15 protein-coding genes are annotated in these 16,030 nt (G+C 41.6%); 6 read left to right on the forward strand and 9 right to left on the reverse strand.

Translation table 11 applies throughout. The features are described 5' to 3' along the window. The first annotated feature begins 2 nt into the window (after window positions 1-2). The 4 genes from NMK93_RS03190 (at window position 3) to NMK93_RS03205 (ending at window position 4,736) form a co-directional block, all read left to right on the forward strand. Window positions 3-2,852, forward strand: a complete 2,850-nt coding sequence (locus NMK93_RS03190) for an alpha-L-rhamnosidase (protein WP_254526363.1) — start codon at window positions 3-5, stop codon at window positions 2,850-2,852. A gap of 13 nt (window positions 2,853-2,865) precedes the next feature. Then, a complete protein-coding gene (locus NMK93_RS03195; RefSeq protein ID WP_254534178.1) occupies window positions 2,866-3,180 on the forward strand; it encodes an L-rhamnose mutarotase in 315 nt (104 codons plus the stop codon). A gap of 39 nt (window positions 3,181-3,219) precedes the next feature. Further along, complete coding sequence (locus NMK93_RS03200) at window positions 3,220-4,260, forward strand: GntR family transcriptional regulator (RefSeq protein WP_185210977.1); 1,041 nt, start codon at window positions 3,220-3,222, stop codon at window positions 4,258-4,260. Window positions 4,261-4,364: 104 nt separating this feature from the next. Further along, entirely contained in the window at window positions 4,365-4,736 is a 372-nt protein-coding gene (locus NMK93_RS03205; protein ID WP_185210975.1) for a DoxX family protein, read from the forward strand. A gap of 593 nt (window positions 4,737-5,329) precedes the next feature. On the opposite strand, the gene NMK93_RS03210 is transcribed toward NMK93_RS03205, so the two are convergent. The 8 genes from NMK93_RS03210 to panC all read right to left on the reverse strand — a co-directional run bounded on the left by NMK93_RS03210 (window position 5,330) and on the right by panC (window position 13,170). After that, a complete protein-coding gene (locus NMK93_RS03210) occupies window positions 5,330-5,887 on the reverse strand; it encodes a DUF4136 domain-containing protein (RefSeq protein WP_254526361.1) in 558 nt (185 codons plus the stop codon). A gap of 43 nt (window positions 5,888-5,930) precedes the next feature. Then, complete coding sequence (locus tag NMK93_RS03215; protein ID WP_254526360.1) at window positions 5,931-7,577, reverse strand: NAD+ synthase; 1,647 nt, start codon at window positions 7,575-7,577, stop codon at window positions 5,931-5,933. A gap of 306 nt (window positions 7,578-7,883) precedes the next feature. Further along, window positions 7,884-8,453, reverse strand: coding sequence for an FKBP-type peptidyl-prolyl cis-trans isomerase (locus tag NMK93_RS03220; RefSeq protein ID WP_185216018.1), 570 nt, complete (start codon window positions 8,451-8,453; stop codon window positions 7,884-7,886). Between the two features lie 76 nt (window positions 8,454-8,529). Then, entirely contained in the window at window positions 8,530-9,003 is a 474-nt protein-coding gene (locus tag NMK93_RS03225) for a thioredoxin fold domain-containing protein (protein WP_254526359.1), read from the reverse strand. Continuing rightward, window positions 9,003-11,342 carry a TonB-dependent receptor gene (locus NMK93_RS03230; protein ID WP_254526358.1) on the reverse strand — a complete coding sequence of 780 codons (2,340 nt, stop codon included), beginning with the start codon at window positions 11,340-11,342 and terminating at the stop codon, window positions 9,003-9,005. The genes NMK93_RS03225 and NMK93_RS03230 overlap by 1 nt, the downstream gene beginning before the upstream one ends. Before the next feature lie 172 nt (window positions 11,343-11,514). Beyond that, entirely contained in the window at window positions 11,515-11,877 is a 363-nt protein-coding gene (locus tag NMK93_RS03235; RefSeq protein ID WP_185210961.1) for a hypothetical protein, read from the reverse strand. Window positions 11,878-11,929: 52 nt separating this feature from the next. Beyond that, complete coding sequence (gene panD, locus NMK93_RS03240; RefSeq protein ID WP_094255370.1) at window positions 11,930-12,277, reverse strand: aspartate 1-decarboxylase; 348 nt, start codon at window positions 12,275-12,277, stop codon at window positions 11,930-11,932. Between the two features lie 44 nt (window positions 12,278-12,321). Beyond that, on the reverse strand, window positions 12,322-13,170 hold the full coding sequence (panC, locus tag NMK93_RS03245) for a pantoate--beta-alanine ligase (RefSeq protein ID WP_254526357.1): 849 nt from the start codon (window positions 13,168-13,170) through the stop codon (window positions 12,322-12,324). A gap of 145 nt (window positions 13,171-13,315) precedes the next feature. Between panC and NMK93_RS03250 the strand changes: the two genes are divergently transcribed. Both NMK93_RS03250 and ispF read left to right on the forward strand, forming a co-directional pair. Next, on the forward strand, window positions 13,316-14,137 hold the full coding sequence (locus NMK93_RS03250) for a glycogen/starch synthase (protein WP_093098612.1): 822 nt from the start codon (window positions 13,316-13,318) through the stop codon (window positions 14,135-14,137). A 134-nt stretch (window positions 14,138-14,271) separates the two neighbouring features. Then, window positions 14,272-14,757 carry a 2-C-methyl-D-erythritol 2,4-cyclodiphosphate synthase gene (ispF, locus tag NMK93_RS03255; protein WP_093098616.1) on the forward strand — a complete coding sequence of 162 codons (486 nt, stop codon included), beginning with the start codon at window positions 14,272-14,274 and terminating at the stop codon, window positions 14,755-14,757. Here ispF and NMK93_RS03260 read toward each other — a convergent pair. Further along, a complete protein-coding gene (locus tag NMK93_RS03260) occupies window positions 14,751-15,968 on the reverse strand; it encodes a TCR/Tet family MFS transporter (RefSeq protein WP_254526356.1) in 1,218 nt (405 codons plus the stop codon). The two genes, ispF and NMK93_RS03260, sit on opposite strands and share 7 nt — an antisense overlap. Window positions 15,969-16,030: the final 62 nt, after the last annotated feature.

Raw genomic sequence — 16,030 nt, forward strand, 5'->3', positions numbered from 1 at the left:
GAATGGGGACCCTAAGGATAGTATGCTGTATTTGTCTAGGCTTGTTGTTAAACCTTGCAGCTTCGTATGCTAGCATACAGCCTAAATATCTGCGTACAGAATATAAGATCAATCCCTATGTAGAAGAAAGTAAACCGCGATTGAGTTGGGAGCTTGAAGGCAAGGGATTCAACCAATCTCAATTAGCTTATCAGGTTATGGTAGCCAGTTCGGAAGCCTTGCTTAGAAAGAACCAAGCAGACCTTTGGGACAGCAAAAAGGTAAATGGCAACCAAACCAATCAGATTGAATATGCTGGAAAGTTACTTCAGTCTGGACAACGGGTTTATTGGAAGGTCCGCTCCTGGGATGAAAAGGATAGAGTTGGCAAATGGTCGGAAATCCAATATTGGGAATTGGCGAAACCTAACCCAGAGGATTGGAAAGCAAAGTGGATCGGGGTTGATTTAAACCACTTAGCTCCTAAAGGAGAATATCATTTACCACCTTCGCCATATTTACGAAAAGAGGTCTCTCTAAAGAAGAAGATTAAATCCGCGCGATTATACATTAGCTCCCTTGGACTCCATAATTTTTATGTCAATGGAGAAAAGATAGGGCGCGGTTATTTTGCATCAGGTTGGACTGACTATAATAAGCGTGTATATTACAATGTATATGATGTCACAGACCAATTGAGCGATGGAAACAATGTGTTTGGCGCCATATTATCCAGTGGCTGGTATGCCGGTTATTTAGGCTATGCCTTGTTGGTCGGTTCCCCGCAGGTAAACCAGTTCTATGGAAAATTTCCCCTTTTGAAGGCACAGATCGATGTAACCTACGAGGATGGGAGCAAGGAGCATATTGCCACAGATTCACGTTGGAAATACAGTACTGGTGCCATACTGGAATCAGATTTCTTGGAAGGTGAAAAGCATGATGCCAGAAAGGAACCACAGGGATGGAATAGGGTTGGTTTCGATGCAAGTGCGTGGACCGATATCCAAGAGTTTCCAGACCAAGAAGGGCAGGAACTTGAAATCTATCCAAGTAATCCAGTTCGGGTATTGCAGGAGTTATCCGCCAAGTCCATTAAGAAAATTGCTGAAGGTCAATATATCGTGGATTTTGGCCAAAACTTCGCTGGTAATATCCGGTTAAAGATCAATGGCAGCAAAGGAGATTCCCTGGTCTTTCGATATGGAGAAATGCTGTTTCCTGATGGTAAGCTGATGACGGATAACCTGCGAAAAGCGAGAGCTACGGATACATACATCCTAAACGGGTCAAAGAATGAGGAGTGGAGTCCTAGCTTCACCTTTCATGGGTTCCAGTTCGTGGAAGTTACCGGATTGAAAGTGGAACCTAGCCTTGATTTCTTGACAGGCTTGGTGATGAGTTCGGATCTCGACCAGGTAGGAAGTTTTGAATCCGACAATCCCATGCTAAATCAGCTTTACAGTAATATCCTTTGGACCCAGAAAGCTAATTATCTAGATATACCGACCGACTGTCCGCAAAGGGATGAAAGGTTGGGCTGGACGGGTGATGCCCAAGTATATATGCGTTCGGCGATCTTCAATGCCGATGTTGCGCCATTCCACAAGAAATGGATCAAAGACCTGAATGATTCCCAATGGCCGAATGGTGCCTATCCCATCTATGCCCCTATGCCAGTTAATGCAGAAGGGGTAGCTGCAATCAGAGCATCCGATTCTTTCTCACCGGGCTGGTCTGAGGCGGGGATTATCTGCACGTATGAATATTTTAAAGCCTATAATGACCTTCGCATTGTTCGGGAGTCACTTCCATTTATGAGGAAATTTATGGCTTTCCTAAAGTCCAGAACGAAAGGCAATGTGTTGCAGGAAGGAGCTTTTGAAGATGTAAACCCAAAAGGTGGATTTGGAGATTGGTTGTCGGTAGGAGAAAAGACAAGTCCTGATCTATTGGCCACAACCTACTATTTCTACTGCAATAAATTGATGGCTGAGATGTGTCGTGCAATTGGAGATATGCAACTAGCTACGGATTATGAAAAGGAGTCCTTTGCCGTTAAGATGGGGTTCAAACAACATTATATGGACGAACATGGAAAACTGAAAACCAATTCCGCGTTCTATGGAAAGGGTGAAGGCTATGTGGAAGGTCAAAACGGCTTTTCTGGCCATACCCAAACCGCCTATGCCAATGCATTGTATTCAGGGATATTGGATGAGCAGGATGAAGCCTTGGCAGGTAAATATCTCCGAGAGCTTTTGGAAGCCAATGGCAATAAGTTGAGTACCGGTTTCTTGGGTTTCAAACCGCTTTTGCCAGCATTGACTGCTTCTGGTTCAACTGATAAGGCTTACATGCTCTTACAAAGTACTGAATACCCATCCTTAGGCTACGAGGTGGTAAATGGAGCGACTTCCATTTGGGAACGTTGGGATAGCTATAGCAAGGAAAAAGGATTTATCCATAATGCAGCCATGAATTCTTTCTCACACTATGCTTTCGGTTCGGTAAACGAATGGATGTTTGAGCATTTGCTCGGCATAAAGTTGAAAGAAAATGGTTTCCAGGAGGTCTATATACAGCCTGAAATTGGTGATTTTGGAATCAATGAGGTAGCGGGATCCTATCGTTCCATAGCTGGCAACATCAAAAGTGCATGGAGCAGATCGGAAAAGGAGGTCATGCAGGAAATCCAGATTCCAGTCAATGTGGTCGCTTATTGCAGTATAAATACGGAGGATCTAAAGGATGTAAAAATAAATGGAGAACCCATTGATCGAAACAACCTCGTGCGTTCCTTAAAGAAACTAGATGGGGAAATCTTGGTCGAACTTGGCTCGGGTAAGTATACAATCAGAACAGCTCTTTAATGTAAATAGATTTATGAAACAGGTAGCCTTTAAAATGAAACTTCTGCCGGGCAATGAAGCGGAATATCTTCGTCGGCATCAGCAGATTTGGCCGAAATTGGCAAAACTCTTAAAAGAGAATGGGATATCTGATTATTCCATTTTTTTAGATCCGGAGACCTTGGATCTCTTTGCGGTGCAGACCTTGGCTGAGGGATTTGAAGAACAAAAATTAAAGGCAGATCCCATTATGAAGGAATGGTGGGCCTATATGAAGGATCTGATGGAAACCAATGCAGATTATTCACCAAAAACTTTTCCCTTAAAACAAGTATTTTACTTACCTTAGGATGTATACAAAGTAAACCTATATTGTAATACATATCTTATGACTTCCAAGGTAACTGATTTCTTAAAGACCATCCAGATTAGTGACTTTTCTGCTACCCCAAAATACAAGCAGCTAGCCAGTGCTATTATCGATGCGGTCAAGAACGGTGCATTGGAAAAAGAGGATATGCTACCCTCCATCAATGAACTTTCGGTGTATGTGGATATTTCTCGGGATACCGTGGAAAAAGCATATAAGTTCCTTAAAAATGCGGAAGTCATCGCCTCCATTCCGGGTAAAGGATATTACATTGCGACCACAGATGTCAAACAGAGACAGAAGATCGCGATCCTCCTTAATAAGCTCAGTGCCCATAAAAAGTTGGTTTATGATTCCTTTGCAAGAGAATTGGAAGATGATGCCGCCCTCGATCTTTTTGTATATAACTCAGATATCACCTATCTGCGGACCCTTTTAGGTGGATTGACGAAGACCTATGATTATTATGTGCTCTTCCCTCATTTTAAGGAAGGAAGGGATCAAGCTCCTGATATTATCAATAAATTGATTCCACCTGAAAAGTTGATCCTATTGGGTAAGTATATAGATGATATACAAGGGGATTTTGCAGCGGTATATGAGAATTATGAGAAGGACATCTATGGGGCATTGGAAGAGGCCCTTCCTTCTCTGAGTAAGTACCATACCCTGAACCTGATCTTTCCGGACAATAGTGACTACCCCAAAGCGATTATCAAGGGTTTCTATAAATTTGCCCAGCAATATGCGTTCAACCATTCTCTAGTCAGTGAATTGGAGAAGGAAAAAATTGAATTGGGTAGCTGTTATATCAATATCGCAGAAGATGACCTGGTTAAGCTATTGGACAAGATCATTAAAAAGAACCTCAAGATAGGGCAAGATGTAGGGGTAATCTCCTACAATGAAACCCCATTAAAGAAATTTATCCTCAATGGGATCACCACGATTTCCACTGATTTTGAAATGATGGGTAAGATGGCGGCAGAGCTTATCAAGAACAAATCGAAAGATCATGTAGAAGTTCCTTTTTACCTGAAGCAAAGGTCATCAATTTAATGAGTTAGTAAATTTAGTAAGTAAGGATCATCAAAAATCGTTTCCGTTCATAAACAATTTGTTCTGTAATCTGTTCAATATCAGGTTACAAAAGCAATAACCTTATGAAAATCGTAAAGACTGTTATTTTTACCCTATTTGGCTTGGCCTTTATCTTCTTTGGAACAGCCAAGTTCATCAATATCATTCCGACACCTGAATTGACAGAGGCACAATTATCCATTACAGCAGCATTAGTGAAATTGAAATGGCTTATCCCCTTGGTCGGTACGATGGAGATTATCGGAGGTCTTTTGGTCGCTATCCCCAAAACGCGGGCATTAGGGGCTATAATCCTGTTGCCTATCTTGATAGGAGTATTCCTTCATCATGCTACCTTAGATCCTTCAGGAGCGCCGATGGCTGCCGTATTGGGATTGATTGATATTTGGATCATAGCCGACAACTGGAAGAGATACCTGCCTATGATAAAATAGCACCTTCCGGATCCCTTTTCCATTCCTTCGTTTGAACCAGGATTAAAGGGATGGGAGGATGGGCCAAGATCATGGTATAACCGTGGCATTCTAACTATTTTTGGACGTGCTACTGTAGTGGCGTATTGCAAACCCCCGCCCCATACAAACCTAAAATAATATCATCCCTTTGGCTGACTCTTTTCCATTCCTTCGTTTGAACCAGGATTAAAGGGATGAGAGGATAGACCAAGATTTAAACTGCATCAAACAAATAATTGACCGATGGTTCTTTAGCACATTTCCAATTCTGAACGAGGAGTGAAGAATCTGTACGGTTCTTATAAAAATGGCCTGTCATCTTCAATCGAAGATTGAAGAACTGTACGCCAATGCTATCATTTTTTGATTATCAGTATTTATAGTTCCGAGATGTTTCGTTCCTCAACAAGACAGGCAGAGGGAATTAAAGGGTATAGCTCCGAGATGTTTCGTTCCTCAACATGACAAAAAAAGCTAAAAAGATAGCCGCTTTCCACTCTCTCACATCTCATATCTCACATCTCAAATCCAAAAACAGAAAAAGCGAGCATCGCTCGCTTTTTCTGTTTTTCCTATTTCACTGGATATTCCTTAAAAATTCCTTCTACCACTTTCGGTAAATTGTTGATTGATTTTTCAGGGGTTTGAATTTCACCTGATCCTCTCGCTTGCCATACCACCGAATTTGATTTTCGGTCCAAGGCTTCGATGATTAAGTGGGAGTAGCGGACTTTTTCTTTTCCTACCGGATAAGATCTTCCGCCCCAGCCGTAGCCCCACCATGGACTAAAGCCCCAAGGACCACCCCAGCCCCAGCCTGTATTTCCGTACACCATTCTGCTTTTGTTGTTCACAATCGTGATATAACGGAACAGGATGTCTGGATTTTCTTTGCTGTAGCGCATTCCTCTTGCCTCTAATTCACGGTTTGCGGTCGACAGAATATTATTTCTGGCGATATCGTTCGTAAAGTAGTTCTTGGAAAGGGAGTCTACAGGAGGTAACCAACCATATGTTTTATATTGTGCGAAGTCCAAAGTTTGGACTCTCGTGGTATTATATTTATAGGGGCTACAGGAGCCTAAAATGAAGACTACCCCAAGTAGCATGATTGACCAAAACTTTTTCATAAATCTCAATTTATTTTATTAGACGTGTTTTACCTTAAAAAGTTTAACCCCCAAACGAATATTTTGCAACCAATGGCATGGACCTACCTGGGCCAAATGCTTTAGGGCTAACGCGCAGGATAGGAGGAGCTTGGAACCTTTTGAATTCCGCATTGCAAAGCAGTTTATAGATCCTGTTTACCAAGCTTTCCTCGAAGCCTAAATTGATCACATCCTCCTTGGATTTTTCCATTTCGATCAATTGGAAAAGGACAGCATCCAAAAGATCATAATCAGGTAGGGAATCCGAATCCTTTTGATCAGGTCTTAACTCTGCCGATGGCGGTTTAACGATTGTATTGATAGGGATAATTTCCCGTTCACGGTTTATGTATTTTGCCAGCTCGTATGCCTGTGTTTTATAAACATCGCCAATGACACTGATTGAACCAGCCATGTCGCCATATAGGGTGCCATAGCCAACTGCAGCTTCACTTTTGTTAGAGGTGTTCAAAAGGATGTTTCCAAATTTATTGGAAATCGCCATCAGTAAGGTGCCACGGGTTCTCGCCTGAATGTTTTCTTCGGTGGTGTCTTTCTCACGGCCAGCAAAGGTTTCTTCAAGAGTAGACTCAAAGGCAGCTGCAATATCTTTAATCGGAATAATCTGATGTTGGCATCCGGTATTCTCCACCAGGTCCAAGGCATCTTTCAGCGAGTGGTCCGTAGAATAAACCGAAGGCATCAGGATCGAAAGAACATTTTCAGGACCTAAGGCTTCGCAGGCTAATGCAGCAACCAATGCCGAATCCAGACCTCCTGAAAGCCCAAGTATCGCAGACTTAAACCCTGATTTTTGAAAATAATCTCTTAGTCCCAAGATCAAGGCATCATGGATCAAAGATATTTCCGAGGTTTTGCGTGGATTATACTCCACAGTCGATTTCAGGTCATTGTTGATCAATTCCACAAACTGTAGGTCTTCCTCAAAAGCCTTTAATTCCAAAATTACCTCAGCTTTTTTGTTCAATGCCAAGGAACGACCATCAAAGATGATATCCGTCTGGGCACCGATTTGATTGACATAGATTAAAGGAGCGCTTGCTTTAATCACATTGCGTTTCAATACATTTTTTCGGCTTTCAAAATGGGTATATGAAAACGGTGAGGCAGCAATATTGATGATCAGGTCGGGGTTCTCTTTGGCCAACTCCAACATGATGTCGCCAACATAAGAATTTGGTCCATCATCATCCCATAGATCTTCACAGATGGTCAACGCAATGGTTTTCTCTTTGAATTTGATGCAGCTTACCTGTGCATTAGGTTCAAAATAGCGGTACTCATCAAAAACATCGTAATCTGGGAGCAAGCTCTTTTTGGTAATTTGCTTAACTTGTCCTTGTTCGATCAAAACAGCGGCATTGTAAAGGGATTTTCCTTCTCCGTCTTGATTCGGAACTGGAGCGCCAATGATACAGGCGATGTCCTGACAGTGTTCAGCAATGTTCTCTATGTTATGATAGCATTGCTGTAAAAAGGCAGTGTTTCGCAAAAGGTCCTTAGCAGGATAGCCTCCAATAGCCAATTCTGCAAATACGATTAGTTCAGCGCCTTCATTCTTTGCTTTCAGGATGCTGTCGATAATTTTTTGATTGTTCTTTTCGAAATTTCCTATATGGTAGTTGAGCTGTGATAAAGCAATCTTCATGTGTTGACTTTTATTGTAAAAATAGTAATTTAATTTAGTTATCGGCTAAAGCCTTTACGCCATAAAGTAACATATACCAGAAAATTTCTGGACGAATTTAGAAGTCACTCTTTTGTTTTGACCTTATTCGAGACACATTCGGAATTTTCGCAAAATGAATTGAATACTTTGAAAGGATTTCCCGAATGTGTCTCGAATGAGTCTCGAATGAAACCCAAATTTCTATCTAGGTTTTTAGGTTGAGATCCAACAGAAAAAGGCAACCTTTCGATTGCCTTTTTGTAAATATTATTTGATTTTTTGCGCTTAGTTTGCGTTTCTGATATCCGTTACTTCAATAGTAAAGATCAGCGGTGAATCCGCAGGGATATTTTCTTGTGCTTGGTTATCATAACACAAAGGAGAAGGAGCGATAAATCTCACTTTATTTCCTTTTAATAATCCATGAGGTAAAACACCAGAATAACCTGATGAAGCTTTAGGGTAGAACATCACCATCCAAGAAGTGATTAATCTGTTGATGGTCATTTGAGTAGCGGTTGTTTTTTCTTCAAAAACTTTTCCATCCATTAATTCACCTTTATATTTTACGTTTGCAATTACTGGTACCCAACCATTACCTGCAGAAACATATTCGAATGCAGCACTATCAACTGTTGTAGGCAATACTTCGTACCAAATACCGTAAGCTGAATCTATGTTATCACCGAAATGCTCTCTTGCATAAGCTTCAATAAGTGGAGCCTGTTTTTTCAAAGTTGAATCGATTCTTCTTTGATTTGCTTCATAATCAAAATCATTAGTTTCCGTCTTCATACAAGAAGAAACACTTACCACAGCCAAAAGAGCAACTAAGAATAATTTTAAGTTTTTCATATTTGTTTTTAGTATCATTAATAATGCTTCTGATAACGCATGAATTTTTTAATACGCTACAGTTGCGGGTATAAATTTATAAAATATTTAATAGTTGCTTAATACTTAAGTAATTAAATTTTTTGAATTTCATGGAAAAATCGGTGTCTAAGATAATGGTAGTAGGGAAAACAGCCCTGTTTTTGCTGCCCATTAAAATACTTGCCAAGGGGTGATATTTTCCAGTCCTTTTGGATTTTAATTCGCTCGCGTAGACCTCTCCGTCGAATCTCACGGTATCTACGGATTCTGCGTCAAACTCTACGGCATAATATCCTGAATTGAGCTTTTCGATCACTTGTGGGTCTTTAAAGTTCTCTCCTAGCATCTTTTTGCAATAGGAACACCAATCAGTATGAAAGAAAATCAATACGGGTTTGGGCCTAACCGTCAAAGAATCACTCAATTGCTCAAAGGAAAGCCAGTTGACGGCAGGTTCGTTCCGCTCTTGAGCTTGGAGCGAACCTGCCGTCAATAGGATGGCTATGGATATGAATTGTAACAACTTCATTAGTGAAAATGTCCTACCTTGATACCGAAGGTAACTGTCCTTGGTCTTGATGGTCCATAGATATAATTGGAGTCACGCAAAGCGCCTTTGTCAAAATCTTTTTGGAAAGCATTGAAGACGTTTTGCATTCCACCGAACACTTCAATGCTGAAGTCTTTCTTCAGGGAGAAAGTGTAACCTAAACGGAAGTTTGCTTCCACAAAATTTGGAGAGTTTTTCAAGATCATCTCTTCGCCTTCCAAGACATGCGGCACGATCATACTACCGGTGTAAACACCAGTAATGTCAACGTTAAATGGTTCCAATGGTTTCCAGTTGGCATTAAAGTAACCGTAAACGTTTGGTGTACGAACAAACTTTTTGCTGCTGATATTCTCTGCAGGAGTTTTACCTTCATACAAGAGCTGCTCATCGGTATATTCAGAGCGTTGAACCGTTCCGCCCATCTGGAAACTATATTTTGAAGATGGAGCAATATTCAATTCCACGTTGGAACCATATACCTTTGCTCCAGATCCATTGCGCATTTCCTGGATGATCAAGTTTTCATCTTGGGAGGTCATGATATTGGTGAATGGATTTTGGAGATCGGTATAGAAACCTTCCAATAGTAAACTGGTCTGTACAGAACCAAAGTTTTTGGTAATGTTAAATGAACCCGTGTAGGCATTGGAATATTCGGTCTTTAGGTTTTCGCCGATCAATACGAACACTTGTTGCCCTCCGATGGAAGTGACGTGCATATCCTCGTTGAAAGCTTGTGGAGCACGGAATCCTCGGGCATATCCACCCCTGAATTGCAGGTAATCTGTAATGTCATATAGTAAGGTAAACCTAGGGCTGAATGTGCCAAAGTTTTGGGCAGAATTTCTATTGTATCCGGCCAATTTATAGTTTCCATCCACATAAGTGTAATCATAACGGGCACCAATCAAGGTTTTAAGGTTTTCGAGGATATTCCACTCGTACTGCGCATAAGAACCCACTCCATGTGTCTTTTGATCGATCAGTCGAGCGTATCCAGGGATATTGTCCTTAGTTCTATTGTTGTTGTATTCCACCCCAGCTGTTATGACATCGCGTTCGAAGGTATAGGTATATTGCGCACCTACAACCATGGCAAAATCATCGGTATCACCGTATGCATTGGAAGCCAAGACGCTGTCTTGAGCAGTTCTGCCGCCTCCTAGACCACCATAGAAGCTTTCTCTATCGGTGATCTGGCCGGAGCCATAGATGGACAGTTTATGTTTGTAATCCTTAGAATACTGATCATAGGTCAAACCTCCGATGAAGGTGTTAGTCCTTAACTGTTCCGTTACATCGGTAAAGTGTGGAGCTTTGTCCAGATTGTCACCACCTCTTCGGAATTCATTCAAGGCACTTAAGTCTAAAGTAATCTTATTGAATTCAGAAGGCTTATAGAAGGCTTTTGTGCCAAAAGTGATGTTCTTCAATTTGGTCATTTCCGAAAAACCGTCGCCATTTGCGTCATAGGCTTGACGGTTACGGTGCATTCCGTAGAAAGTAGCACCTGCTTTAAGATCATTGTCTACATAAGAGGTGTTGAAATCAATGGTGTTGTCCCAAGCTTGTCCATCGATGATGGAGTTGGTCGATTTAATCTGCCAATCGTTTTCAACAGGGTCTTTGGTAATGATATTGATCGTTCCGGCAATGGCATTTGCACCAAATAGGGCAGAACCACCTGAACGTACCACCTCGATGCGGTCTATCATGGATGTTGGAATCTGGTCCAAGCCATACACACTGTTTAAGGCTGAGAAAACAGAGCGCGAGTTGATCAAGATCTGTGAATATGCCCCTTCCATTCCATTTAATCGCACTTGGGTAAAGCCACAGTTTTGGCAATTGTTTTCCACCCGAACCCCAGGTTGGTAGTTCAAGGTTTCAGACATGGCCACAGACTGTGTTGCGGTAAATAGTTTAGGACTCAATACATTCACGATTACCGGCGCCTTTTTTCTTTCCATACCGTAACGGGAAGCACTGACCACCACTTCGTTCAAGTTTAAGTTGTCTTCATGCAGGACGATGTTCAATCCTGATTCGTTTGCACTGAACTGTTTTTTAGCATTTTGGTAGCCTACCGCCCTTACGGAAAGGCTTTTGCTGTTTTGGCCTTTGGTATCCAGTTCGAAATATCCTAGGCTATCGGTTGAAGTTCCCACTTTGGTGCCATCCAATAGAATGGTTGCATTTGGGACAGCTTGTTGTTTGTCATTGATTACGCGACCTGAAATTTGGGCATAGACTGCCTGATTGCCTAGGCCAAGGCATATAATGATCAGGAAATTCCTGAGTAGAAATAATTTCATATATAATTTTAACTGTTCAATTACATTTGAATCCCTGAAAGAACAGGTATCCAAATAGGGTAGGGCATCATTCGCGCCACTACGTAAATTAATGAATTGCGAACCTGATTGAGCAGTATAATCCCATAGCATATAGGATTGGAGCCAATAGGTTCAAAAAGAAAAATATTGATTAAGCTAAAATTGAAGGGGGGCCACGTCCAGCACGGATATCGTGGATTTGGAAAACAATATTAAAGGTCTTGAATCCGAATTCATAGACATTGAATTCAGGTAAGATCGGTGCTTCAAATACAAATGGGGACCAATGTAAGTAAGAACCTTGGTAGACAATATCCAAGAATCGGATTTCAGCATCGGAATGGTGATGGTGGTGATTCTTTTCGCCAAGGTTATAGGGGTGGATGTGCGTGACTATCTCCCCGGTTGAGGTGACCTCTTTGTGCATGAAGACCACGCCAGAGACGATGATGCCACACATCCATACTAGAAGGAAATGGGCAACGAATTGGCGGTATGAGGTTAGTCTATGCATGCACTGGTCAAATATCTGCTAAAATTAGCAATTAAATTGCTAAGATCAGTGTTTAAACGATTTTATTGTGTTCATCTGGGAACACAAGCAATGGTTTGTGGTTTCTTGCTTCCTCACGTTCCATTAAGGCGTAAGAAATAATGATTACGATATCGCCAACCTGTACCAGGCGGGCAGCAGCTCCGTTCAAGCAGATTGTTCCAGTACCGCGTTCACCTGGAATGACGTAGGTTTCAAGCCTTGCGCCATTATTATTGTTGACAATCTGTACTTTTTCATTGGCAATAATATCCGCAGCATCCATTAGGTCTTGATCAATGGTTATGCTTCCCACATAATTCAATTCAGCTTGCGTAACGCGAGCTCTATGAATTTTTGATTTCATTACTTCTATCATCATGATGCAAAGTTACTCTTTTAATATAAAACAGCTTAAAAATTATTCTAACGGGAAAGTAATATGTTGTCGATCAAACGTACCTTTTCTACCCATGCAGCGATCAGTGCAACGTAGTCTTTGCCTGATTCGATATTGTCGACAGGGGCCAAGGTGCTGGTTTCACATATACTTAGGTATTCCAATTCCACAGCAGGGTTGGAGGCAATAATTGTTTTTGCTCCATCCAATAGTTCAGCAACGGACTTCTGCTCCAGGTTGTCCTGGATAAAGCGAAGGGCAGTAATTATAGTTAGGGCATTTTCTTTACCTTCTTCAGAAAGGCGTGCATTTCTAGAACTCAATGCCAAACCTGCCTCACTTCTGATAATAGGGCAGATCAGGAGTTTGATGTCCAGGTTTTTGATGTCAATCATGCGTTGGATGACCATGACCTGTTGGAAGTCTTTTTGGCCGAAGCAAGCTTGGTTCGGTTTTACCAGATCAAATAGCTTAAAAACGATCTGTGTAACACCTTGGAAGTGCCCAGGGCGGTGTTCACCTTCCCAGATTTGATCTAGGTTTCCTAGGTTGATATGCCATTCTGGGTCGTTTTCAGGATACATCTCCTCAACGGTCGGCATAAAGAGGATATCACAGCCTACCGACTCCAATAGGGCGATATCATTTTCAATAGGGCGTGGGTATTTCTCCAGGTCCTTAGGGTCATTAAATTGAGTTGGATTGACAAAAATGCTACATACCGTGATGTCGGTAAGGGGTTTGGCATAGTTGATCAAGGAGAGGTGACCTTCATGCAGCGCGCCCATGGTTGGTACCAGGGTGATGACTTGATTTTGTTGGCGGATTCCAGCAAGTTCATGTTGGAGTTCCTGTTTAGTGCGAAAAATTTTCACGGTCAAAAATTAGAAATAAGGTGCAAAAATGGGGAATAAAGTTTAAATTATAAAATGATGATTTTTAATCAATTGTAAAATTGATAAATTAATTGTATCTTTGTAGACCGATTTTACTATTCAATAATATAAAAAACAGTTGGAGATGGCAAAAACGAAAATCTTGTTTATAACCCATGAAATGTCGCCTTTCCTTGAACTAAGTAAAATTTCTGAAATAACACGCCAGTTACCACATGCTATGCAAGAAAAAGGGTTCGAAATCCGAATTCTGATGCCGCGTTTTGGTAATATTAATGAGCGCAGAAATCGTCTTCATGAAGTGATAAGGTTGTCGGGAATGAACATAGTGGTGGACAATAATGATAATCCGCTAATTATTAAGGTAGCATCATTGCCAGCGGCAAGGATGCAGGTGTACTTCTTGGACAATGAAGAGTACTTTCAGCGGAAAAAAGTTTTTCGTGATGAGCATGGTAAGGGCTTTGCAGACAATAATGAGCGTTCATTATTCTTCTGTAAAGGCGCTTTGGAAACCGTTAAGAAACTAGGATGGTCGCCAGATGTGGTTCACTGTCATGGATGGTTTACCGCGATGGTACCTGCTTACTTGAAAACAGTTTATCAGGATGATCCTACATTCAAAGATTCCAAAGTGTTCTTCTCCTTGTACAATGAAGAATTCGGAAACGATTCTTTAGGAAGCAAGTATGCTGAGATGGCTGCGCAGTCAGACATTGATGCGAGCAAATTGAAGGATTATGGGTCTGGCAGTTATGTTGATATCTATAAAGGTGCTCTATCCTTTACAGACGTTGTCGTGAAAGCCGACGCAGACATCAATCCGGAAATTCTTTCTTACATCCAAGAAAATAACATCCGTACCTTCGAACCTTCGTCAGATGAGGACTATGAAGCCTTTTCTGAACTATATGATGAGTTCGTAAACGAAGAAGTTTCAGCCTAAGCTGAGGATAAAAAGAGACCAAAAAAGGGCAGAGATCAATTCTCTGCCCTTTTTTGGATTTTGATTTTGAACCAGGGTATGGCAAGCGAAGCCGAGCCATATTATGGTTCAATAATATTCCTTATCTTCGTTACATGAAAATTAAAGTAGGATTTGGCTTTGATGTCCATCAGATGAAGGCGGGACATCCATTTGTTGTTGGCGGTGTTACCTTAGATCATCATGCGGGGGCTTTTGGGCATTCGGATGCGGATGTTTTGGCGCATGCGATCTGCGATGCGATTTTGGGTGCTGCAAATCTGGAAGATATCGGATACCATTTTCCGAATACGGATGATCGCTGGAAGGGAGCCAATAGTTTGGACCTGTTGAGACATTGTATCAAGTTGATCAAGGATAAGGGCTTTGAGTTGGGTAATATTGATGGGATGCTTTGTTTAGAGGCGCCAAAGATCAAACCTTATATTCCGCAGATGAAAGCGAATATTGCGGAGGCTGCCGGAATTTCTGTTGAAGATGTTTCCATTAAAGCGACGACAAATGAGCAGATGGGCTTTATAGGTAGGGAAGAAGGTGTGGTAGCATATGCAGTCTGTTTGTTGGAGAAAACAAATTATTGATTAAATCGTCTAAAGTAATTGATGGCAATAACAGTTGCCGTCAAAGCTAAAAGACTTCCAAGATAAAATGGTGCGCTCGGTAGATATATCGGGCCATTTTTTTTGGTGAAATAGGAGAATAAGGTTGTCATGAGTAAAGGTCCGATGATGGCCGTCAGACTGATAATACTGGCCAAACCGCCTTGAATCTGTCCTTGTTCGTTGGCTGGGGTATGATTGGAGATGGAACTCTGCATGGCAGGTCCAGCGATTCCGGCAAATACATAAAAAATACTGGAGACAAAAAGGGCTAAGGTTCCTCCCGCCAATCCAAAACCAAGTAAGGAAATACAATTCAGCAATAGCCCAAAAATTATACTCTTTGGTATGCCAATCTTAGGGATGATGACTCGGATCAGTCCAGCTTGCACAATGGTAAGTAGGACGCCAATGATCCCTAAGGAATAGCCCACCATCCGTTCATCCCAGTGGAACTTTTCCATGGTAAAGTAGGACCATGTACTCTGCACGGCATGTGCGGCAATATTGATCAAGAAAATACAGATGACCAAGGGCATGATCACGGGGTATTTTCTGATATGTCGGAAGCTTCCTACCGGATTAGCATTGATCCAGCGGAAATTCCTGCGGTGTTCTTTAGGCAATGATTCGGGAACCACAAAATAACCATATAGGAAATTGAGAAAGGTAAGCCCTGCAGCGGCAAAGAATGGGTATCGAGGGCCATAATGCCCTAAAACTCCACCGATTACTGGTCCGATAATAAATCCAAGACCAAAGGCGGCACCGAGCAGGCCAAAATTCTGAGCTTTATTTTCCTTGGTTGAGACATCGGCAATATAGGCTGCTGCCACGGTATGGCTTGCTCCGGTGATTCCAGCGACCAATCTTCCAACGAAGAGCCAGAAAATACTGGGTGCAAAGCCTATCAGGAGGTAGTTGATGGTAAATCCAAAAAGGGAGCAGAGCAGGACAGGTCTTCGCCCATAATGGTCACTTAAATTTCCGAGGATGGCGGCGAAGAAGAATTGGGTGAAAGCATAGCAGAAAGTCAACCAGCCACCATAAGCAGAAGCTTGGCTGAGGTTGCCGTGGATCAGTTCCTTGATCAGGGCAGGCATTACAGGGATAATAATTCCTAAACCAATGGAGTCTAAAACTACAGTAATAAATATAAAAAGTAACCCGGCTTGAGATTTTATTTTCGGCATATGCTACTCTAAATATACTGTTTTTTTTGCCCCTGAAAACGGAATCAGGAAAGAAATTTGGA

This window comes from Sphingobacterium sp. LZ7M1, from assembly GCF_024296865.1.
GTDB lineage: Bacteria > Bacteroidota > Bacteroidia > Sphingobacteriales > Sphingobacteriaceae > Sphingobacterium.